Raw genomic sequence first — 20,979 nt, forward strand, 5'->3', positions numbered from 1 at the left:
GCCGTGCAAGAGGACGAGGAGGTGATACCCGTGAACGCAGTATCGACATGGGTGCTCCTCGCTGGGGTCACGGTCGGGCGATAGGTCGTCCGGGAGCGCCGTTCATGAGCTCCCGAAAGGCACGACCATGCTCTTCACTTCCGAACGGCGCCTCGACGACGGCGTCCTCGAACGTGAGTTCACCCTCGATGAGATCCCGGGCGTCCTGTGGACGCCCGGATCCGTATCCACCCCGGCGCCGTTGATCCTGATGGGCCACCCCGGCGGACTGGACATGATGTATCCACGGCTGGCGGCCCGGGCCCGGCACGCCGTGGGGGAGGGTTTCGCCGCGGCCACCATCGAGCTCCCCGGTAGCGGTGTGCGTCCCCGTTTCGCTGCCACCGAGCAGGCACGCGCCGACCTGCGCCGCGCGCTGGAGGCAGGCAAGCCGGTCGACGACGAGATCATCGACCGGCTCGTCCTTCCGCTGGTCGAATCAGCGGTTCCGGAATGGCAGGCCGCCCTGGACGCCCTCCTGGCGCTGCCGGTGATCGGTGGGCCGGTCGGGTTCTCGGGCGGGGTGATCTCGATCGGCATCCGGCTGGCGGTGGCGGATTCGCGGATCTCGGCCGCCCTCTTGTTCGCCGGGAGTTTCGTACCCCGCAGCATGTTGGACGAGGCCCGGCGGGTCACCATTCCGTTGCAGGTCCTGCTGCAGTGGGACGACGAATGGAACGACCGGCACATGGCCCTGGATCTGTTCGACGCCTTCGGCTCCCCCGAGAAGACGCTGCACGCCAATATGGGCGGGCACACCGGCGTCCCGGAATTCGAAGGGGACGCCGGAAACCGTTTCTTCGCCCGGCATCTGAAGTAAGGCGGGTTCCGAGGCATGGTTCGGCCGCGCGCCTGTACAGGTCGGAGAAAATCGATCCAGCGTTGCAGGCGCCGGCCGGGCATACATAGCGAAGTACGCGCGGATTTCGGGGTGTCGGTAAGAAACGTGTCACCAGGTACATGAAGCCTGCGTGAATCGGGGGTCGTGGACCTGTTGTTCTGGTCACACGTACTCCCTTATGGGGAGGTCGAACCGAACATGAACAGTCGTCTCACCCGCGCCGGTTCCTGAAGGTGGAAGCCGTTGAGTTGGCTGGAGGTCACGTCCCCTTGAACTCTCCCAAGTGCTCGACCAGTTCGGGGACGGTCGCAAGCACCTGTGGATCGACACTTGCGCGGATCAGATCGGCTTCCTTCTCACCCCGTTGTCCCTCGAGAATGACGACAACGAAATCAGCCGGCAGCGAGTCGTGGATACCGCCTCGGCGAGCGGTCGTGGTCATCGCCCTACAGACCCTGGCCATGGCGTGGTCGTGTGCCGCCTCCAGCGCGTCCATCGTTGCATCCTGGGCGGCATCAGTGCCGGCCGTGAGGAACTCCTCACTGAGGCGTTGGTACCACGGCCGCATCGGGTCGCTCGCGGCATCCAGAACGTCCCATCGCCACTCCGGAGGGGCGAACCGCGTCGAATATCCGTTGTTCTGGTGCACCGCCGCCTCCGTGTTGGCCGCAAGAGCCGGCGGGAGGATCTGGATGTCATCGCTGTAGAAGAGGTGAAAGGCTGCCGCGTACAACCGCTCGCCCGGATGCACTGCGGCGAGGTCGGCCAGGCTGTGGCATCCGCTGTCGTACCAAGCTGTCTCGAAGGCATTCCAATCCACCGGCACACGCTACCGCGCCCTGCGAGGGCATGGCCAAGGGCCGCGCAAAGGGCCGCCTCGAGGGGCAAAGCCGAATTCACCTTCGGCAGCACGGAAAACGATCCACCGCCGATATCACGACCTCGCCCAGGAATACAGCGTCGGCCGCTCCACCGTCCACCGCATATCAGCGGAGCCGAACCCGTGCGTAGCGCTCATGTACCTGGCGACACGTTTCTTACGGTCACCCGATTTTCCGAGGAAATATCCGTTGTGCGACGCGGCATTTTATGGCTCTCGCGGCATGGGATTAGCGTCGGATTCATGGAATGGAATCTACGGTCGGCCGAAGAGCTTGCGGCTGCGTTGCGGGTCGGTGCGGTGACTTCGGAGGAACTGACCGAGGAAGCGATCGCCTGTATCGAGCGCGACGACACAGTGGTCAACGCGGTCTGTGTGCCGGATTTCGATAACGCGCGGGCCGCCGCCCGGAATGCCGACCGGGTGCGCGCTCGCGGCGAGGACCGGCCGCTGCTCGGCATTCCGGTGACGGTCAAGGAGTCCTACGATATGGCCGGTCTGCCCACGACGTGGGGCATGCCGCAGTACGAGAATCATGTGCCGGCCGAGGACGCGGTGCAGGTGTCGCGGCTCAAGGCCGCCGGTGCGGTGTTGCTCGGTAAGACCAATGTGCCGGTGATGCTGCGAGATATCCAGACCTTCAACGAGATCTACGGCACCACCAGCAATCCGTGGGATCACCAACGCACATCGGGAGGGTCGTCCGGGGGTTCGGCGGCGGCTCTGGCGTCGGGTTTCGGCGCGCTGTCCATCGGTTCCGATCTCGCCGGTTCGCTGCGCACCCCTGCGCATTTCTGCGGTATCTACGCGCACAAACCGACACTCGGGCTGGTGGCGTCCCGCGGTATGGTCGCGCCGCCCGCACCGGCCTTGCCGGTCGATCTCGACCTCGCCGTAGCCGGGCCGATGGCGCGCACCGCCCGCGACCTCACGCTGCTGCTGGACGTGATGGCCGGACCAGACCCGCTGACCCACGGGGTCGCCTACGATCTCGCACTATCACCCGCCCGCCACGAGCGGCTGCCGGACTTCCGTGTCCTGGTCATGGAGGATCATCCGCTCATTCCTACCGGGTCGGCGGTGCGGGCGGGCGTGCACCGCGTCGCCGAAGCACTCGCCGACGCGGGCGCCCGCGTCGAACGGCACAGTCCCCTGCTACCCGATCCGACCGAAGCGGCGACGCTCTACATGCTGTTGATGCTGTCGAACGCCGCCGCGGGTCTGCCGGCCGAGCAGTACGAACAACTGCGGACGCGGGCCGCCGCCCTGAGTGCGGACGACCGGAGTCTCGATGCGGCCCGGCTGCGCGGCATGGTGCTGAGCCACCGCGATTGGGTCGCGGCGAACAACCGTCGTGAACTCCACCGCCACGGCTGGCGGCAACTCTTTGCCGAGTTCGATGCCGTGGTCTGCCCCGTCACGCCCACTCCCGCGTTCCCGCACAACCACCACGGAGCCCTGGACGATCGGCACATCGACATCGACGGCGTCGAGTACCCATACTTCGACCAGCTCGTCTGGGCCGGCGTGGCCACCATGCCGGGCCTGCCCGCCACCGCCATCCCCGCGGGCCGGTCGCCAGAGGGCCTGCCGGTAGGTGTGCAACTCATCGGCCCGATGTTCGAGGACCGCACCCCGCTACGTCTGGCCGAACTGCTCGAACACAAGATCGGCGGCTTCCGGGCACCGAAGTAGGGTCCCGGAAGCCGGTAGGGCAGTACCGGCCACACCGGTGGGGTAGGGGACAGGGCACCGGAAGTGGTCACGAAGGTGCCTCTGTAGGTGCGCTCGGTACCGGGATCGCTTTGCCTGGCCGACACGGAATGGCTGCAGTACTCCGTACCCGCTCCGGCAACAAACAGGCAGATACAACGATATGCGCATCTGATTATATTCATCACTACCTCACCTCACCTCCACAACGAACATCAAGATCTACATAGAAGAGGGGATGTCACCCGCCGTTGGTCATATCGGCGACTCGCCGGACGATATCGGGGTAGCGCATGGTGTGGGCGCCGCCGTTGAGATCGAGGGCGGCGCCGGTCATCCAGCCGGCCGCCGCGGAGGTCAGGAAGCCGATGGTGCCGGCGACGTCCTCCGGAGTGCCCGCGCGGCCGAGCGGTGTGTTCTCGATGTATTCGTCGACCAGTCCCGGGACGAGCGTGGCGCCGTAGGTGAGGGGTGTGTGGACGAAGCCGGGATTGACCGCGTTGACGCGGATTCCGCGTGGTGCGAGTTCCATGGCGGCGACCTCGGTGAGCATGAGCACGCCGGCTTTGGCCGAGCAGTAGGCGCTCATGCCGACGCCGGGTTGCCGTCCGTTCAGGGAGGCGACGAGCACGATGGACCCGCCGTCGCGCACGGTGCGGGTTGCCTCTTTGACGGTGAGGAACGCCCCGGTAAGGCACACGTCCACGGTGGCTTTCCAGTCGGCGAGCGAGAGGTCGGCGATGGTTCCGGGACGGGAGATCCCGGCGCAGTCGACGACGGTGTCGATCGGGCCGTGCTCGGCGGCGACCTGGTCGAAAAGGGTACGCATTCCCTGCTCGTCGGTGGCCTCCACATGGTGGCCCGCCGAGGTGCCGCCGAGTTCCGCGGCGCGGGTGTTCGCCGCGGAACCGTCCAGGTCGGCAATGATGACGGTGTCGCCGCGGCCGGCCATGAGCTGCGCGGTGGCCCAGCCGATTCCGGAGGCGCCGCCGATGATGATCGCGACCTGTGCGGGTGTATTCATGGCGATCCTCCGTGACACATACGGCAGGCGCCGCGGCCCACCGAGTTCGGACATATATCTATACAGCTGTCTAGCAGCCCGCCGGAGATTTGACTAGCATGCAGCCATGTCCCGGGTGGAGCTGCGTACGGTACGTGTCGGCGAATTCGATTTCGAGGTGCGCGTTCACGGGGGCGAGCCCGTGAACGGTGTCGTCGTGCTGTTGCTGCACGGTTTTCCGCAGAGCGCGGCCTCGTGGGATCCGGTGGCGGAGCGGCTGCTCGCGCACGGTGTGGGCGGCTATGCGCCCGAACAGCGCGGATATTCGCCGGGTGCCCGGCCCGGGGGTATCGACTCCTATCGCCTTCCCGAACTCGGCGCCGATATCGTCGGGCTCTGTGATGCGCTGGGTGCGGACCGCGTCCATCTGGTCGGGCACGATTGGGGCGCGATCGTGGCCTGGGATGTGGCCGCCCGGAATCCGGCGCGGGTGGCCTCGCTGACCGCGGTGTCGGTGCCGCATCCGGCGGCTTTCGCCTGGGCGCGGAAGCATGATCCGGTGCAGGCCGAACGATCCGGTTATATGACGTTCTTCCAGCAACCGGACGCGCCGGAGGAACTGCTGCTGGCCGACGATTGCGCGGGGCTGCGTGCGGGGTTCGGGGATGCGGTCGCGCCGGAGCTCGTGGCGCGGCATGTATCGCGGCTGAGCGAGCCGGGAGCGATGACGGCCGCGCTGAACTGGTATCGGGCGGCGGGGGATTCGTGGAGTGCGGTGCCCGCGGTGGAGGTGCCGACCACTTTCGTGTGGAGTGATGCCGATCTGGCCGTGGCCCGGTCCGGTGTCGACGCGACGGCGGAGTGGGTGGCCGCGGATTACTGCCTGGAGGTTCTGCCGGGGGTGAGCCACTGGGTCCCCGAGGAGGCGCCCGATGCGCTCTCCCGGATAATTCTCTCCCGCATCCGGTCGCACTAGCCGCGCCCGTGTCGCTGCGAATCAGGTGCGGCGCTTCTTCTACCGTGTAGGTCCGAGCCTTTGCGGTCGTGCCGGGCTGACCGGGTCCCGCGTCGACCGCGACACGCGGCAATTATCAAAAGCGCAATTGTGAGCTCTCCCGGTTATCCATTTCGGAATCCACCAACGAGTTCGGGCCTCGTCCGGGCGAGTTCACGAGTGCGGGGCCCGGCTGTTCACCGGGCCCCGCACGGGCGTGCAGAGCTACTGCTCTGCGATTGCCCGGTCGAACTACATCTGGCGGACCTGCTGGCGCATCTGGTGCATCTGCAGTTCCCACTGCATCGCGCGGTCCTGGGCCCGGCTGGACTGTTCCTCGGCCTGCTGGGCGAGGTAGGCGGCCTGGTCGGCCTGGTCCTGTGCCGACTGACAGCGCTGGTTGGCCTGGTTGGCATCGGCCTGGGCCTGCTGGGCCTGGCTCTGCGACCGGTCGGCCTCGCTCTGGGCCTGCTGGGCCTGGTTCTGGGCCTGCTGCGCCTGCTGGCGGGCCTGTTGGGCCTGCTGGGCGGCCTGGTTGGCCGCGCTCTGCGCGATCTGGGACTGGTGCTGGACCTGCCGGGCCTGCTGTTGGACCTGGCGGGCGAGGTTCTGTGCCTGCTGAGCGTATTGCCGCGCCTGCTGAGCTTCCTGCCGGATCTCGTCCAGGCCCATGCGCAGCATGTCGAGGGTCTGGACTTGCTGACCGCTGCCGCTGCCGTTGCCGGTGCTGGTGCGGGCGGCGGCGGTACTGGTGTCTTGCGCCATCTGAGCATCCTTCCAAAGGGGGGTTTTGAAACGGACTGACTCGTGGAGCGTTCAATATCCTCGCACAGTCGCCGCCCCTGCGGACCCTCCGATCTCGCCCGTAATTCGCCGTGTATCCGCTGGTAGAGCGCCCGCTCGCGGTTATCGGACGCGACCCCGACGCGACGGCGGCCGATAGCCGCACCCGCGGTGTTTCCCGATGCCGGATCGAGACCGCACCGTCATGAGCATCCGCCGGAACACGGTCGAGGCAACGGAAACCGCCCGCGCCGCGGTTTTCGCGATGCGGGCGGTTGCGCCCCTGTCAGAGCCCGAGTTTGGTGACGGCGTTGTCGGCGAGGGGGTCGGCTGTCCTGATGTAGCGGTGGACGGTGCGCGGGTTGCTCCATCGGCCTTGGCGCATGATTTCCCGGTCGGCGGCGCCGCCGAGCGCGGCTTGGGTGGCGAATCCGGCGCGCAGGGAGTGGCCGGAGAAGAGGGCGGGGTCGAGTCCGGCGCGGGCGGCGTAGCGTTTGACGATTTCGGCGACGGCTCGTCCGGAGAGTGCGGTGTCGCCGAGGCCGCCGTGCCGGTTGATCGCGGGGAACAGTGGCTTTTCCGGGTTGAGCCGGGGGTCGGGGTGGTAGCCGTGGCAGCGGTGGATATGGGGATCGCGATCGGGGAGTTGTTCGGTCCAGGCCCGGATGTTGCGCGGGTTTTCGGTATGTGCGGCGAGTAGGCGCAGCCATTCGGCGCAGGCGCAGACGGGGCAGGTGTGTGGTTGCCGGCCGCGGGGCAGTGCGACGTGTTGTTCGGTGATTCCGGTGGGGTCGGTTTTGGTGGTGGGCAGGTGGAGTAGCAGGAGCGGTTCGCCGGTGGCGTGGTCGGTGCCGAAGTGGATATCGGCGAGGCGCAGGCCGGCGAGTTCGCTGCGGCGCAGTGCGCCGGCGAAGCCGAGGAGGAGGAGCAGGGTGTCGCGGCGGCGGGCGGGTTCGCCGGGCCAGCCGGGTTCGGGGAGGCCGGTGAGGAGTTCACCGAGGGTGTGCAGCAGGATGGGCCGTTTGCGGTCGGGCCGGGTGCGGCGGGTGCGCCGGATTCCGCGCAGGGTGAGCCGGACGACATCGCTGCGGGTGGGGGCGGGTAATCCGTTGGCGGCGTGGACCGCGGCGATGGCGGCGGATTTTCGTTCGAGGGTGGCGGGGCTGTAGGCGGGGCGTCCTTCGGTGGTGCGGGCGTCGGCGGCGGCGGCGAGGTAGACGGCGACGTCGAGGGGGTCCGCGGGGAGTGCTTGCCGGTTTTCGCGGGCGCACCAGGCGGCCCAGGCGACCCAGTCGGTGCGGTAGGCGCGCAGGGTGTTGGGGGATTGGGAGGCGGTGAGGTAGCGGCCGAGTGCGGTGGCCTGTTCGTTGTCGAAGCGTTCGCGGACGTTGCGTAGTGCGGCGGTGTCGACGAGAACGCTGCCGACTCCGCGCCGGAGTTCGGTGCGGACGGTATCGGGGAGGTCCGCGGCGTGTTCGGTCACTTGCTCTCTCCTCGGTAATTGAGTCGCACAATACGTTTGGTTCGCGCCAACGTAACGAAACGTATTGTGCAAAGTTCCCTCTGCGGCAACCCTACCTTCCTAGCCTCCGATAATGTTCACTTATCGGCGGTCAGGATTACGGCAAGTATGCACCGGACCTGCTCGGCCTCTTCGAATTACGTTTCGTGTCGTTCCGTTTGATTCGACGAAACCAACGCTACGATTTACCGGTGCCGAGTACCTGCAACTACCCTGGCTGCTCTCAGCCGATCCCACGCCCGACGGGCCCCGGCCGGCCGTCGGAATACTGCGACCGCCCCGACCACACCCGGTGGCGCGCATGGCGGGAAAGACAACGGCTCCAACAAGACACGGAACCCCCCACCGATTCCGTCACGGTGACGGCAACCGGCCCGGTAACCGCGGCCCGCCTCCGCGCCGACGAACTCCTCACGCAGTTCCGCGGTTTGGCAGAACAACTCGGCACCACGCTCGACGCCGCAGTCAAGGAGATGAGCACCCTCGCCGACCCCTCGGCCGCCGAGGCGCAGGTACAGGCCGTTCAAGCCTCCGCCGCCCACCGCATCGCCGAAGCCGAGATGGCCGCGGCCGCAGCCGAACAGGCACGCCGCGAAGCGCAGGAGGCGCGGGCCCGCGCCGAGGAAACCACCGAGGATGCGATCACGGCAGCGGAAGCCGCCGAGGCCCGGATCGCCGCCGCACAGGACCGCGTCACCGAGGCGGAGGCCGCCCGCGACGACGCACTGAGTGAGGTGGAGAAGATTTCCACCCGCGCGGCCGACGAGGTGTTCGAGGCCCGCCGGACCGCGGAGGAGGATATCCGCACCGCCCAACGTGCTGCCGCCGAGGAGATCGAGCGGATCCGCGCGGAATGCGCAGAGGAGATCGAACGCGCCTGCCGCGCGGCGCATACCGATATCGAACGGGCCCAGCGTGAATGCGAGCAGCAGGTGAACGCGGCGGCCGCCGATCGCGAGATCGCGCTCCAGCGGGCCGCCGACGCCGATCGCGCCCTGCACCGCGCCGAGCAGTCGGCGGCCGATTTCGCGGAGGCGGCACGTGAGGCCCGCACGGAATTGCACCGGCTCCGCGCCGAACTCGATACCACCCGGTCGGAACTCGCCGAGACCCGGCGGTCGGCGGCGGCCGATCTGGCGGCCGCCCGCACCGAGGCGGAAGCCCGGATCGCCAAGGCGCAGGCCGAGGCGGCGGAGCGGATCGAAGCGCTCGATCAGGCCCGTACCCAGATCTTGGTGCGCGCCGAACGCGCGGAACGACAACTCGACGCGCTGGTGAGCGCGAGCGGACCGGGCGGGATTCGGTCACCGGAGCGTGAGACCCGGTGATACGACGTGCTTGTGACACCTCGTACCGGAAACGCGAGTAATTGTGGCACGCTGACCCGATGTCCGGGCATGACGTGGCGGCACCGAGGAGGCCGCGGATGAGATCCTCGCCGAGGCTTCGCCGGTGACGAGGCTCTTCCGCAGCCGCTGCGACTACCCGAGCGCCTGCGAACGGCACTGCTGGCCGGGTATTTCGGTCTGCCCGCCCGCACCCGCCACCTGCTGTTGCTTGCCGCGCTTGCCGATCGGCCCACCGCTCAACTGATCCTGAACGCCGCAGACGACCCGTCGCTCGCGGTGGACGATCTGGATGCGGCTGAGGAACTCGGGCTGATCCGGTGGGACGGCGGCGTGGTGACTTTCCCGGATCCGCTGCTGCCGGAGGCGATCGCCCAGCACAGCCGGGGCGGGCGGGTGCGGGCGGCGCACCGGGCCCTCGCCGGTGTGCTCGAGATGCTGGACGGCTGCACGTTGTCGTTCCGCGGCGATTATCGCGGGTCCACTCCGCGCCTGCGTGCGGTCGTGGATATGTCGCGTGCGATGAGCACGCCTTCGGAGTTGTTCTGGGCCAGTGTCGCGAATTGGCTGCGGACGGCGTTCAACTGCCGATGGTGCGCTTTTGTGGGTGGATCGTCTCGCCGCGGGCGAGCATTTCAACGAACTGGGCGATACGGCGGGCTCGGGTCTCGGCGCGTTTGGCGTTCGCGATCCGATAGAGAACGGCGTAGCGGTTTTGGGAGGTGAGGATGTCGAACATCGCTTGTGCCTCGGGTTCCGTGCCCAATGCGGCGGCCAGGTCGGCCGGTACCCCGATGCTGGCTTGTCCTGCGTAGGCCGCGTCCCAGCGGCCGTCGGCCTTGGCGCGTTCGACCTCGGTCATTCCGGCCGGATGCATCCGGCCCTCGCTGATCAGACGGGTGACGATGGAAACGTTACGCGTTGACCAGGGGCTTCGCCTTCCGCGAGGAGTAAAGCGCCGACAGAAGGTGACCTCATCCCGCCCTCGTAGCCGACCATCGATCCAGCCGTGGCACAGAGCTTCGTCGAGCGCCTGGTCATAGGTCAGGCTGGTGGGCCGGGTCGTGTTCTGCTTGGCGAGAACCAGCCACACCCCTGCCGAGCTGTCATGGTGTCTGCTGAGCCACTCCCGCCAGGCTCGGGTATCGGTAACGGTCAGTTCCAGTGGATCGTCGCTCATCGTCATCTCGATAATTTCCTTCGCCACGTCGACCACCGCCACCTCTGGACGGTCGCCGCCCGCCTTCACCAGGTCTTGCCGGCCTGCTCCCGGATCGTGTGGTTGATCCGGTTGAAGAAGTTGGTGAGTGCGATATTCAGGATGATCGCGAAGATCTGCTTCTCGTCGAAGTGGGTGGCGGCAGCGTCCCAGATCTCGTCGGTCACGCCCGGCGAGCCGTCCTGTATCCGGGTGGCGGCCTCGGCCAGCGCGAGGGCTGCCCGCTCCTTCTCGGTGAAGAACGGGGTCTCCCGCCAGCTGACCACGCTGTGCAGCCGCTCCTCGGTCTCTCCATGCTTCTTCGCCTCCTGGACGCCGGCGAACACACACGGGCTGCAGCCGTTGATCTGGCTGGCCCGCAGATGGACCAGCTCGCGCACGAGCGGGTCGACGCCACCGGCCTGAACCGCTTTTTGAAGATGCTGGATACCAGTGATCAAGTCGAGATTCGCCACGCTCTTCATCCGCGCTTCCACGGGTTCCGTCGTCGACTCGCCGCGCTTCTCTGAAGAATATGTATGACTCATACATGTAAAGTAGAGCTATGCCGCAAACCAAGTCAAGCCGCCGGCACGTGGCCAACGTCCTGGGTGCCTTGAGCCTCGTAATCGCCGACCGGATGAACACCGCCGTAGAAGCGATTGCGACGCTCGGCCCGTCGGCCCCCGCCGCCCTCACAGCGCTGCACGAGTTCCTCGACGGCGGATCGGTCACGCAGCTGAGTTCCGTGCTCGGCCTGACCCACTCGGGCACCGTCCGTCTCGTCGACCGCCTCGCCATCGAAGGCCTCGTCGAGCGCGTCGGGGCACAGGATGGACGGGCTGTCTCCGTTGTCCTGACCCGACATGGCCGGCATACGGCCGAACGGATACTTCAAACGCGCGAGGAGTCACTGGCGACCGCACTGTCCGCATTGTCTCCGAACGAGATCGACAATCTTGCAGCAGCGCTGGACACGATGTTGACCACGGTGACCCTCACCAGAGCCGAGGAACGCTCCACCCGCACCGATCACCGCCCACAACCTTGGCTGTGCCGCCTCTGCGACTTCGCCGCGTGCGGCCGTAGCGAGGGTAACTGCCCAGTCGCCAACGTGGTGAAGGCGGGCAAAACGAGTTAACCGGGACTTCGCGTTAGCGCAGGCCAGCGGTATCCATAATCCACCGGCTCCGCCCGGCCGCGGGCATCCGGCGGGGAGGTGTATCGCGGTGCCCGCGGGCGCGGCGCCGAGCCGGGTCCGTTCCGAACGCCGTAGTGGTGGCACGGGCGCTACCGTGACCCCATGGCCGAGGACCCTTTGCCGCGTCTACGCCGGTTGTGCACCGCGCTGCCGGAGACCTCCGAACGGCTCAGTCACGGTGAGCCGGCCTGGTTCATTCGCGGTAGGAAAACGTTCGTCACCTATTCCGATCACCATCACGACGATCGCCTGGGTTTCTGGTGCGCGGCGCCACCGGGTGCGCAGGAGGCGCTGGTGGCGGCGGAGCCGGAACGGTTCTTCCGCCCACCGTATGTCGGGCACCGCGGCTGGCTCGGCGTCTATCTGGATGTTGCGGTGGATTGGGCGGAGATCGCCGAAATCGTCACCGACGCCTATCGAGTCGTCGCGCCGAAGTCGCTGGTGGCTCGTCTCGACGAGTAGCCGTGACGGGCGCCGGATTCACATGCGCAGCGGGAGGCCGGCCGCCGTCCGGGCGATCCGGTCCGCGTGCACGACGTGCGCACGTTTCAGCAGTGCGATCAGTTCTTTTTCGCCTTCCCGGATGCGCCGCCGGTATTTGACCGGCAGGCCGGTGAGGGTTTTCTCCTCGTCGAGCATCTTGTTGTAGGTGCGTTCCCGCAGGCTCTGGTCGGCTTCGTAGCCGAGGTCGAGGTAGCGGGTGGCGTGGCGGCGGGCGTTGGCGATCGCGGTTTGGGCGCGCCCGGCGGGGCTGAGCAGTGAGGCGATGACGGTGATCAGCAGGATCAGCACGATCAGGGCCAGCGAGAGGCCGGTCGAGATTTCGGTGACGGGAACCGGTTCACCGTGGTTGATGAACGGGACGTTGTTCTCGTGCAAGGCGTGCAGGACGAGTTTGACGCCGATGAGGGCCAGTACCGCGGCGAGTCCGAAGCCGAGGTAGATGAGGCGGTCGAGCAGTCCTTCGAGGAGGAAGAACAGCTGGCGCAGGCCGAGCAGGGAGAAGGCGGTGGCGGTGAAGACGATGAACACGTTCTGGGTGAGCCCGAAGATGGCGGGGATGGAGTCGAGTGCGAACAGGACGTCGGTGCCGCCGATGGCGACCATCGCGAGCATCATCGGGGTCATATGCCGGCGGCCGTCGATCGTGGTGAACAGTTTGTCGCCGTCGTAGGTGTCGCTGGTGCGCAGGAAGCGGCGGGCGAGCCGCAGGACGAGATTGTCGGCGGCGTGGCTGTCTTCCCCTTCGGGGCGCAGCATGTTTCCGGCGGTGATGAGCAGCGCGGCACCGAATAGGTAGAACACCCAGGAGAACCGGCTGATCAGGGTGGCGCCGACGAAGATGAATCCGGTGCGCACGATGAGGGAGAACACGATTCCGACGAGGAGCACTTTCTGCTGTGCGGCGCTGGGCACCCGGAAGGTGGTCATGATGATCAGGAAGACGAAGAGGTTGTCGACCGACAGCGCTTTTTCGGTGATGTATCCGGCGAAGTATTCGACTCCCATCGTGGTTCCGCCGAATCCCCAGACCGCGAATCCGAACGCGACGGCGATCCCGATGTAGGCGGCGGACCAGATTCCGGCTTCGGACAGGGTCGGAGTGTGGGCGCTGCGGACGTGGAAGAAGAAGTCGAACAGCAACAGTGCGGCGATCAGGACGAGGGTGCACGCCCAGGCCAGTGCGGGAACGTTCACGACGGCCCTCCTGATCGGCGCCCTCGGCAGGTGTCTGGCTGCGACTGTAGTGCCGGATCGGTCCGGTGGCGCCGTTTGCGGGGTGGGTGTCGCGGGCGTGTGCGGCCGCTGCCGGGTCGCGACATACCGCTGGTTATGGCAACTGTTCGGCAATCCCGGCCGGTTGCCCATATCATTCAGCTATGCCGACCTACGAGGAAGCGGGGGACGCTCCGGTGTTCGGTCAGGGTGTGCGCCAGACGGTGCTGGCCATGGGGATCTGTTCGGTGGTGATCGGGGTCGCCACGGTGGCCTGGCCGGGCAAATCGCTGGGTGTGGTGGGCAATCTGTTCATGTTCTCGCTGCTGTGCGGGGCGGTGTCGCTGGCGGCGGTGGCCTTCGGCAGTGGGCTGAGTCGTTTCCCGCGGGCGCTGCTGTTGCTGGCGGCGGTGGTGTCGTTGGTGACGGCGGCCCTGTGCTTCCGGGCGGGTAACTGGACGCTGCTGCTGGCGATGTGGCTGGGGCTGGCGTGGTCGGTGCGCGGGGTCGCGCATGCGGTGGCGGGGGTGTGGGACGACGACGAGGTGACCGGCCGCGGGAAACAGGAGCTGTTCGGTCTGGTGACGTTGACCGCGGGCCTGGTGATCGCGATCGCGCCGTTCGGCAGTATCGAGACCCTGGCCGCGGTGGCCGGCTGCTGTATGACGGTGTTCGGGGTGCTGGAGGTGTGGACGGCGCTGCGTTCGCCGCTGGCGGTACCGTCCGGGGAGGATGCGGCGTTGAGCCCGGAGGAGCATCTGACCTCGGTGATCGCGAAGGCCGGAGGTTCGGGGGGACGCGCCCCCGACTGAACCGCCGGATCCGTCCGGTTTTCGCTACTCTTTGCTGCTATGGCGATCATTGCGAGCCATCGGATCATGCGCCTGCGTGCTCTTATCGAGCACCCCAATACCGGGGCCGACGAGCGGGCGACAGCCCAGCGGATGCTGGATCGGCTGCTGGCCCGCAGCGGCGATGCGCCCGTCGGTGACCGCACCTACGGTGATCGCCATCATCGGGTCGGGAAGCATGCGGATCTGCCGGCGGTGGCGGAGATGATCCGCGCGGATATCGCGCTGGCGCGGCTGATGTTCGCGCGCCCCTCGCGGGCGGGTGAGCCGGCGTTGCGGGATCCGCTGGGGGATGCGCCGGTGCAGATCGAGATCATGGTGGATCTGCCGCATCACGCGTGTATCGATATCACCATCGACAATGTGCCCCGGGAATGGGGCTGGGTCGTGGAGGACGGTATCGAGCGGGTGAGCCCGCAACTGCAGGAGCTGGCCACGGAGCTTGCCGAGATCATGAACGGCTACAACTTCGACGGTAGTGATATCGCGAAACGTTTCTTCGGCCGTGTCCGTATCCCGGAGCTCACCCTGGTCTGGTAGCCGCGGGTCGGCGACGGGTACGCCGCGCGAGTACCGCCGGGTCGATTCGGCGGTTTCCGGTGAGTCCGGCGAGTTCACCCGCCGGCCACCGTCACCTGCGGTGTGTGGGTCACCGGGAAGTTGACCGAGGCCGCGATGAAGCATTTCGCGGCGGCATCGTGGTGTAGTTCGCGGGCCCGCTCGACCATATCGGCGGCGGCGACTGTCACCACCGGCCGGAGCTCGGCTCCGGTGAAATGCCCGCCACCGTCGCCGGTCTCGGCCATGGTCGCGCGGGCGTCGTCGTGGTAGCCGAGGACCGTCACCCCGTTCACGGCGCACAGGTGCAGATACCACAGCAGGTGGCATTGGCTCAGTGCGGCGACCAGCAGGAGTTCCGGGTTCCAGCGGGTGTCGTCGCCTCGGAATGCGGGGTCGGCGGATCCGTGCAACTCCGGGCGGCCGGGCGCCCGCGTGATGTAGGAGCGTTCGTAGGAGCGGTAGTCGACGGTTCCGGTGTCGCCCGCCCCGGTCCAGTCGGTGCGGCATTCGTAGTGGTGGGTGCGCGTCATATCCGCGATCCTGCCGGGCCGGGGCGGCGCTCGTCGACTCGTTTCAGCGTGCCGGCGACGCGGCCTCGCCCAGGTCCAGCCCGATCGGGGTGACCCGGGGTATTTCCCCGGCCGCGATCACGGCCCGCGCGAGCGGGCGCAGCAGGCGCAGCAGTTCGTCGCGCTCCTCGGGTGTCAGGACCGTGTAGGCGGAGGCGGCGGCCGCGTCGGTGCGGGCCTCGATCTCGTGTTTCACCGCGGCACCGGTGTCGGTGAGACCGTTGTCGCCGGCCCACCCTCGGCTGCGGAGGGCGTCGTGGCGACCGGCCCATTCCTGGTCGTCGTAGTCCCGGGAGACGGTGTAGATCCCGCGGTCGGTGCCGTTGGCCAGTGCTTGCAGCACATGGGATTCCCGGCCGCCGACCCCGGCGGCGAGCAGGGCGGCGATATGCCCGTCGCCGCGGTGTTCGCGCAGCAGGGTCGCGGCGTACCAGAGGCGCGCGACCGGGTCGGTGGGTTCGGGCAGTGCCCGGTTGGCGGCGAACAGTGCCCGGCCCTCCAGCGGGGCCGCGGCCGCGGCGCGGCAGGCGAGTTCGGCGGCCGCGGCCAGGCTCGGGCTGTCGGCGAGGTCGCCGAGCTGGCGGCGCAGGGCGGCGGTCGCACCTTCTTCGCGTGCGGTGAGCGCCGCCTGCGGTGGAGCGAATTCCCAGGCGGACGGTAGCGCTTTCGCGACCCGGTCGACGGTGAAGTTGTAGAACAGCGCGTGCACGATCTCCGGTCCCACCGGCCCGAGTGGTGCGGCGCGGCCGGCGAAGTAACCCATCCAGAAGCCGCGATATCCGGCGGTTTTGAATGCCTGGAGCGGTTCGGGGGAGAAGTAGGTGACGGCGTGCAGCGGTTCGAGCAGGCGCCACGCCTGCCGGGCGAACGCGGGAAGTGCGGTGGTCATATCCTTCACGCTACTGCCGGGCGGGGGGCTTGCCGGCCGGTCTTGTCCGCGCAGTCGGTCAGGCCCGGGTGCGGCCCGGTCGCCTGGAGTCGGTTGCGGTGTGCCCGTGGGTATTCGCCGCCGCCGGGAGCTGGTGTGGCTCAATGCGTGCGGTCCATCCGGCTCGTAGCGGCCGAATGGACCGTCCGGTGTCGTTATGCGTGCGGGTGCGCTTCGGCGCGGGCGATTTCCTCGTATGCGGCGGTCAGTTCGGCGAGGACCCCGTTGCCGGGTGCGGGGCGCCGGTGCACATGGATTTCGCGGAGTTCGTCCATGAAACGCTGCCCGAGTTCGGGCCCGCCGTCGGCGAGTAGTCGTGCGCGGATGGCGAGTTCGGGGGTGGTGGGTAGCCAGCGGGCGCCCCAGGCGCCGAGTTCGGTGATGAGGGGGACGAGCTGGATGGCGGCTTCGGTGAGGTGGTATTCGACTTTCTGCCGGTGACTGGGGTCGTCGTCGCGGCTGAGCAGTCCGGCGTCGACGAGTTTGGTGAGCCGGGCGGCGAGCATATTGGAGGCGATCCCTTCCAGGGAGGCGCCGAGTAGTTCCCGGAAGTGGGTGTTGGTGCTGAACATGAGGTCGCGCAGCACGATCAGGCTCCACCGGTCGCCGAGCAGTTCCATGGTCATGTTGATCGGGCAGCCGGATTTGCCGGGTGCCACGGGCAACACCGCCGGAGCAACTGGTTGCATCATGAGATCAGTCTAGGCTAGGTTCACAACTGGTTGCAGAATGAAATCAGAAGGAGTCTTCGATGAGCCCGCTCGTGCGCGTGCAGAATTTCACCGTCTCCACCGACGGCTACGGAGCCGGCACCGGCCAGAGCCTCGACCGGCCCTTCGGCCACGCGGATCCGGGGGTCATGATGGCGTGGGCCGGCGCCACCGCCAGCTGGCCCAACCGCACCGACCCCGGCGGCACACGCGGCCTCGACGACTACTTCACTCGCGATTTCGCCCGCAACATCGGCGCGGAGATCATGGGCCGCAACAAATTCGGGCCGCAGCGCGGACCTTGGGAGAACTACGACTGGCAGGGCTGGTGGGGTGAGGAGCCGCCGTTCCACACCCCCGTCTTCGTCCTGACCCACCATCCGCGCCCGTCGTTCACCCGGGGCGAGACCACCTTCCACTTCCTCGACACCACCCCGGAGAAGGCGTTGGAGCAGGCTTTCGCCGCTGCGGACGGTAAGGATGTGCGGATCGGCGGGGGTGTGGCGACGGTCCGCGAGTTCCTGGCCGCCGACTTGATCGACACCCTGCACATCGCCGTTGCGCCGAACGAACTCGGTGCCGGTGAACGCTTGTGGGAGAGCCCCGAGGAACTACTGGACCGGTTCCATCTGGAGAAGGTCCCCAGCCCGAGCGGCATCGTGCACCACCTGTTCTGGCGCCGCTGAACAGCCGAATGCCCCCGGCGTCCGAAGACATCCGGGGGCATTCGGCACCGTCACCCGGCGCACCGGGTGTACGGGATCAGACCAGGTCGAACCGGTCGGCGTTCATCACCTTGGTCCAGGCCGCCACGAAATCGTGGACGAACTTCTCCTTGGCGTCGTCGGCCGCGTAGACCTCGGCGACGGCGCGCAGTTCGGAGTTGGAGCCGAACACCAGGTCGTAGCGGGTACCGGTCCATTTGACCTCGCCGGTCGCGGTATCGCGGGCCTCGAAGGTCTCCTGCAGTTCGTCGGTGGACTTCCACTCCACGCCCATATCGAGCAGGTTGACGAAGAAGTCGTTGCTCAGGGCGCCGACCTTGTCGGTCAGTACGCCCAGCGTCGACTGCTTGTAGGTGGTGCCCAGTACGCGCAGGCCGCCGACCAGTACGGTCATCTCCGGCGCGGTGACACCGAGCAGGTTGGCGCGGTCGACCAGCAGGTGCTCGAGCGGCAGCCGGTGGCCCTTGCCGATGTAGTTGCGGAAACCGTCGGTCTTGGGTTCGAGCACCGCGAAGGAATCGACATCGGTCTGTTCCTGCAGGGCGTCGTTGCGGCCCGGGGTGACCGGTACGGTGACCTGCACACCGGCCTCCTTGGCGGCCTGTTCGACACCGGCGGCGCCGGCGATCACGATCAGGTCGGCCAGCGACACCTTCTTACCGCCGGTCTGCGCGGCGTTGAACGATTCCTGGATCTTCTCCAGGGCGCCCAGCACCGTGGCCAGCTGCTCGGGTTCGTTGACGTCCCAGCTCTTCTGCGGTTCCAGCCGGATGCGGGCACCGTTGGCGCCGCCGCGCTTATCGCTGGAGCGGAAGGTGGAGGCCGAGGCCCATGCGGTGGACACCAGCTGCGGAACGGTCAGGCCGGCGGCCAGGACCTGCTCCTTGAGCGCGGCGATATCGGCCTCGTCGACGACCTCGAAGTCCACGGCGGGGATCGGGTCCTGCCAGATCTGGATCTCGGACGGGACCTCGGGGCCGAGGTAGCGCTCGATCGGGCCCATATCGCGGTGGGTCAGCTTGTACCAGGCGCGGGCGAACGCGTCGGCGAACTGCTCCGGGTTGTCCTTGAAGCGGCGCGAGATCGGCTCGAATTCGGGGTCGAAGCGCAGCGACAGGTCCGTCGTCAGCATCATCGGCTTCTTCTTCTTGGCCGGGTCGTGGGCGTCGGGGATGATCTCCTCGGCGTCCTTGGCGACCCACTGGTTGGCCCCGGCCGGGCTCTTGGTGAGCTCCCATTCATAGCCGAACAGGATCTCGAAGAAGTCGTTGGTCCACTGGGCCGGTTTGGTGGTCCAGGTGACTTCCAGACCGCTGGTGATCGCGTCGCCGGCCTTACCGGAGGCGTGCGCGCTCTTCCAGCCCAGGCCCATCTGCTCGATGGATGCGCCCTCGGGTTCGGCGCCGACCAGGTCGGCGTCACCGGCACCGTGGGTCTTGCCGAAGGTGTGCCCACCGGCGATCAGCGCGACGGTCTCTTCGAGATCCATCGCCATCCGGCCGAAGGTTTCCTTGATGTCCACGGCGGCGGCCAGCGGATCCGGGTTGCCGTTGGGGCCTTCCGGGTTGACGTAGATCAGGCCCATCTGGACCGCACCCAGCGGGCTTTCCAGGTCGCGTTCACCGCTGTAGCGTTCGTCGCCCAGCCAGGTGGATTCGGGACCCCAGTAGACGTCCTCGTCCGGTTCCCACACGTCGGCGCGGCCACCGGCGAAACCGAACGGCGTGAAGCCCATGGTTTCCAGGGCGACGTTGCCGGCGAAGATCATCAGGTCGGCCCAGGACAGCTTCTTGCCGTACTTCTTCTTCACCGGCCACAGCAGGCGGCGGGCCTTGTCCAGGTTGCCGTTGTCGGGCCAGCTGTTGAGCGGCGCGAAGCGCTGCTGGCCGCCACCACCGCCGCCGCGGCCGTCGATGGTGCGGTAGGTGCCGGCCGAATGCCAGGCCATGCGGATCATCAGCGGGCCGTAGTGGCCGAAGTCGGCGGGCCACCAGTCCTGCGAGGTGGTGAGGATTTCGGCGATATCCTTGCGGACCTCGTTCAGGTCGAGGGTTTTGAACGCCGCGGCGTAGTCGAAATCCGGTTCCATCGGATCCGAGGCGGGCGCGTTCTTGCGCAGGATCTTCAGGTTGAGCTGGTTGGGCCACCAGTCACGGTTGCCGGCACCCGTGGTGGGGTGTTTGGCCGTAAACGGGCACTGGCCAGTGGTGGTCTCGGACACTGCTTTCCTTCCGGTTACAGGGGGTCATCATTTCGGGCTGGACGACGTGGAGCAGTCGGGGCACAGGCCCCAGTAGACGACCTCGGCTTCGTCGATCGTGTAGCCATGGTCGTCGGATGCGGTCAGGCACGGTGCGGCGCCGTGTGCGCAATCGACGTCGGCGATGGCGCCGCAGGACCGGCAGACGAGGTGGTGATGGTTGTCGGCGACCCGGGTTTCGTAGCGGGCCACCGAGCCGGTGGGCTGGATACGGCGCAGCAGTCCGGCGGTTGTCAGCGCACGCAGCACGTCGTAGACGGCTTGATGCGAGACGGCACCGAGGTTTTCCCGTACCTGCCCGATGATCGTGTCGGTATCGGAATGGGGGTTGTCGTGCACGACGTTCAGTACCGCGAGCCGCGGTGCGGTCACACGCAGCGCGGCATCGCGCAGCATGTTCTCGAACTCCGCGGTCGTGGTCACGGCACGAAGCTTACCGCTTTCCTGGAATCAATCAAGTCTAAGCATCTCTCCAGAAAAGCCGCGGGCTCGGTGATCGCCCGGTACGATCCGCGCCGACTTACCGATATCGTGAGCACACCCGCCCCACCCCTCGGCAGTGGAGGATATATGCGCGCCCCGGTCCGCCGCACGGTAATCACCGCCCTCGGCGTCCTCGCCACGCTCTCCGGCGTCGCGGCATCCCCGGCCGCCGCCCAGCCCTCCTACTACGACCCGGTGATCACCCCGTGCGACCACCTCTTCCGCACCCCGCTGGAGCTGCCGCGCCCCGGGACGTCGGCGTACTGGAGCCCGTTCGGCGCCACCGGCATCGTGTGCTACGACAACGGGACCGGGCTCGCCGACTTCTACCAGCGCGACCCGTGGGGCGCCTGGCACGATATGAACGAACTGGCCCCCGGCCACTTCTTCTACAGCGTTTTCACCACCGGCATCCCCGAAGGCGCCCGCCGGCCCTGAACGCCCATCGCCGCCCGTCGATCGAGGAATATCCCACCGGCGAATCCCGTTACCGGAAGAAGATCCACCCCTGCACAGAGCACGTAAAGTGAATACCCGTTGCGCCGCTCACCGAAACTTGCTTATCATTGCCTTCTCAAGCTGGTCGTAGGATCGCACAGCGCGTTCCGGCGACTGCCGGTCCGATTGTCTTCACCGACTGATCGGCACAACTGACG

The 20,979-nt window shown here is 67.4% G+C and carries 23 protein-coding genes; 10 read left to right on the top strand and 13 right to left on the bottom strand.

The features are described from left to right. Positions 1-127 precede the first annotated feature (127 nt). Positions 128-859, top strand: coding sequence for an alpha/beta hydrolase (locus tag ACQEVO_RS12325; protein ID WP_432912361.1), 732 nt, complete (start codon positions 128-130; stop codon positions 857-859). Positions 860-1,139: 280 nt separating this feature from the next. Here the strand turns inward: ACQEVO_RS12325 and ACQEVO_RS12330 are convergent, their stop codons facing one another. Next, positions 1,140-1,700 (bottom strand): DUF4303 domain-containing protein, encoded by a 561-nt coding sequence (locus ACQEVO_RS12330; RefSeq protein ID WP_432912363.1) that lies wholly within the window; start codon positions 1,698-1,700, stop codon positions 1,140-1,142. Between the two features lie 303 nt (positions 1,701-2,003). On the opposite strand from ACQEVO_RS12330, the gene ACQEVO_RS12335 reads away from it, so the two are divergent. Then, positions 2,004-3,455 (top strand): amidase, encoded by a 1,452-nt coding sequence (locus tag ACQEVO_RS12335; protein WP_432912364.1) that lies wholly within the window; start codon positions 2,004-2,006, stop codon positions 3,453-3,455. Positions 3,456-3,714: 259 nt separating this feature from the next. Here the strand turns inward: ACQEVO_RS12335 and ACQEVO_RS12340 are convergent, their stop codons facing one another. Beyond that, positions 3,715-4,497, bottom strand: coding sequence for an SDR family NAD(P)-dependent oxidoreductase (locus tag ACQEVO_RS12340; RefSeq protein ID WP_432912366.1), 783 nt, complete (start codon positions 4,495-4,497; stop codon positions 3,715-3,717). Positions 4,498-4,603: 106 nt separating this feature from the next. Here ACQEVO_RS12340 and ACQEVO_RS12345 point away from each other — a divergent pair, with 106 nt between their 5' ends. Beyond that, complete coding sequence (locus ACQEVO_RS12345) at positions 4,604-5,452, top strand: alpha/beta fold hydrolase (protein WP_432912368.1); 849 nt, start codon at positions 4,604-4,606, stop codon at positions 5,450-5,452. Between the two features lie 270 nt (positions 5,453-5,722). Here the strand turns inward: ACQEVO_RS12345 and ACQEVO_RS12350 are convergent, their stop codons facing one another. Together ACQEVO_RS12350 and ACQEVO_RS12355 are read right to left on the bottom strand one after the other, a co-directional pair. Then, entirely contained in the window at positions 5,723-6,235 is a 513-nt protein-coding gene (locus ACQEVO_RS12350) for a hypothetical protein (protein WP_432912369.1), read from the bottom strand. A 304-nt stretch (positions 6,236-6,539) separates the two neighbouring features. Further along, entirely contained in the window at positions 6,540-7,736 is a 1,197-nt protein-coding gene (locus tag ACQEVO_RS12355) for a tyrosine-type recombinase/integrase (protein WP_432912371.1), read from the bottom strand. Positions 7,737-8,134: 398 nt separating this feature from the next. Between ACQEVO_RS12355 and ACQEVO_RS12360 the strand changes: the two genes are divergently transcribed. Next, entirely contained in the window at positions 8,135-9,103 is a 969-nt protein-coding gene (locus ACQEVO_RS12360; RefSeq protein WP_432912373.1) for a hypothetical protein, read from the top strand. Between the two features lie 153 nt (positions 9,104-9,256). Here the strand turns inward: ACQEVO_RS12360 and ACQEVO_RS12365 are convergent, their stop codons facing one another. From ACQEVO_RS12365 to ACQEVO_RS12375, 3 genes are all read right to left on the bottom strand, one after another. Continuing rightward, positions 9,257-9,532, bottom strand: a complete 276-nt coding sequence (locus ACQEVO_RS12365; RefSeq protein ID WP_432912375.1) for a hypothetical protein — start codon at positions 9,530-9,532, stop codon at positions 9,257-9,259. A gap of 169 nt (positions 9,533-9,701) precedes the next feature. Further along, complete coding sequence (locus ACQEVO_RS12370) at positions 9,702-10,301, bottom strand: YdeI/OmpD-associated family protein (protein ID WP_432922614.1); 600 nt, start codon at positions 10,299-10,301, stop codon at positions 9,702-9,704. Positions 10,302-10,366: 65 nt separating this feature from the next. Next, positions 10,367-10,867 carry a carboxymuconolactone decarboxylase family protein gene (locus ACQEVO_RS12375; RefSeq protein ID WP_432912377.1) on the bottom strand — a complete coding sequence of 167 codons (501 nt, stop codon included), beginning with the start codon at positions 10,865-10,867 and terminating at the stop codon, positions 10,367-10,369. 17 nt (positions 10,868-10,884) lie between these two features. Between ACQEVO_RS12375 and ACQEVO_RS12380 the strand changes: the two genes are divergently transcribed. Further along, on the top strand, positions 10,885-11,460 hold the full coding sequence (locus tag ACQEVO_RS12380) for a MarR family winged helix-turn-helix transcriptional regulator (RefSeq protein WP_432912380.1): 576 nt from the start codon (positions 10,885-10,887) through the stop codon (positions 11,458-11,460). Positions 11,461-11,622: 162 nt separating this feature from the next. Continuing rightward, entirely contained in the window at positions 11,623-11,982 is a 360-nt protein-coding gene (locus ACQEVO_RS12385) for an MmcQ/YjbR family DNA-binding protein (protein WP_432912383.1), read from the top strand. Between the two features lie 18 nt (positions 11,983-12,000). Here the strand turns inward: ACQEVO_RS12385 and ACQEVO_RS12390 are convergent, their stop codons facing one another. Further along, a complete protein-coding gene (locus ACQEVO_RS12390) occupies positions 12,001-13,218 on the bottom strand; it encodes a TerC family protein (protein ID WP_432912385.1) in 1,218 nt (405 codons plus the stop codon). Between the two features lie 182 nt (positions 13,219-13,400). Here ACQEVO_RS12390 and ACQEVO_RS12395 point away from each other — a divergent pair, with 182 nt between their 5' ends. Both ACQEVO_RS12395 and ACQEVO_RS12400 read left to right on the top strand, forming a co-directional pair. Further along, positions 13,401-14,048, top strand: a complete 648-nt coding sequence (locus ACQEVO_RS12395; protein ID WP_432912388.1) for a DUF308 domain-containing protein — start codon at positions 13,401-13,403, stop codon at positions 14,046-14,048. A gap of 39 nt (positions 14,049-14,087) precedes the next feature. Next, positions 14,088-14,627: a hypothetical protein gene (locus ACQEVO_RS12400; protein WP_432912391.1), complete on the top strand. Its 540-nt coding sequence runs from the start codon at positions 14,088-14,090 to the stop codon at positions 14,625-14,627. 74 nt (positions 14,628-14,701) lie between these two features. Here the strand turns inward: ACQEVO_RS12400 and ACQEVO_RS12405 are convergent, their stop codons facing one another. The 3 genes from ACQEVO_RS12405 to ACQEVO_RS12415 all read right to left on the bottom strand — a co-directional run bounded on the left by ACQEVO_RS12405 (position 14,702) and on the right by ACQEVO_RS12415 (position 16,837). Further along, a complete protein-coding gene (locus ACQEVO_RS12405) occupies positions 14,702-15,178 on the bottom strand; it encodes an OsmC family protein (RefSeq protein ID WP_432912393.1) in 477 nt (158 codons plus the stop codon). Between the two features lie 43 nt (positions 15,179-15,221). Then, entirely contained in the window at positions 15,222-16,106 is an 885-nt protein-coding gene (locus tag ACQEVO_RS12410; RefSeq protein WP_432912395.1) for an SCO6745 family protein, read from the bottom strand. Between the two features lie 194 nt (positions 16,107-16,300). Continuing rightward, positions 16,301-16,837: a winged helix-turn-helix transcriptional regulator gene (locus ACQEVO_RS12415; RefSeq protein ID WP_432912397.1), complete on the bottom strand. Its 537-nt coding sequence runs from the start codon at positions 16,835-16,837 to the stop codon at positions 16,301-16,303. 59 nt (positions 16,838-16,896) lie between these two features. Between ACQEVO_RS12415 and ACQEVO_RS12420 the strand changes: the two genes are divergently transcribed. Further along, complete coding sequence (locus ACQEVO_RS12420) at positions 16,897-17,541, top strand: dihydrofolate reductase family protein (RefSeq protein ID WP_432912400.1); 645 nt, start codon at positions 16,897-16,899, stop codon at positions 17,539-17,541. A 76-nt stretch (positions 17,542-17,617) separates the two neighbouring features. On the opposite strand, the gene katG is transcribed toward ACQEVO_RS12420, so the two are convergent. Further along, positions 17,618-19,801, bottom strand: coding sequence for a catalase/peroxidase HPI (gene katG, locus ACQEVO_RS12425; RefSeq protein WP_432912403.1), 2,184 nt, complete (start codon positions 19,799-19,801; stop codon positions 17,618-17,620). A 27-nt stretch (positions 19,802-19,828) separates the two neighbouring features. After that, positions 19,829-20,236 (bottom strand): Fur family transcriptional regulator, encoded by a 408-nt coding sequence (locus ACQEVO_RS12430; protein WP_432922617.1) that lies wholly within the window; start codon positions 20,234-20,236, stop codon positions 19,829-19,831. 174 nt (positions 20,237-20,410) lie between these two features. Here ACQEVO_RS12430 and ACQEVO_RS12435 point away from each other — a divergent pair, with 174 nt between their 5' ends. Then, positions 20,411-20,761: a hypothetical protein gene (locus ACQEVO_RS12435; protein WP_432912406.1), complete on the top strand. Its 351-nt coding sequence runs from the start codon at positions 20,411-20,413 to the stop codon at positions 20,759-20,761. Positions 20,762-20,979 lie beyond the last annotated feature (218 nt).

This window comes from Nocardia sp. CA-290969 (genome assembly GCF_050936135.1).
Classification (GTDB): Bacteria; Actinomycetota; Actinomycetes; order Mycobacteriales; family Mycobacteriaceae; genus Nocardia.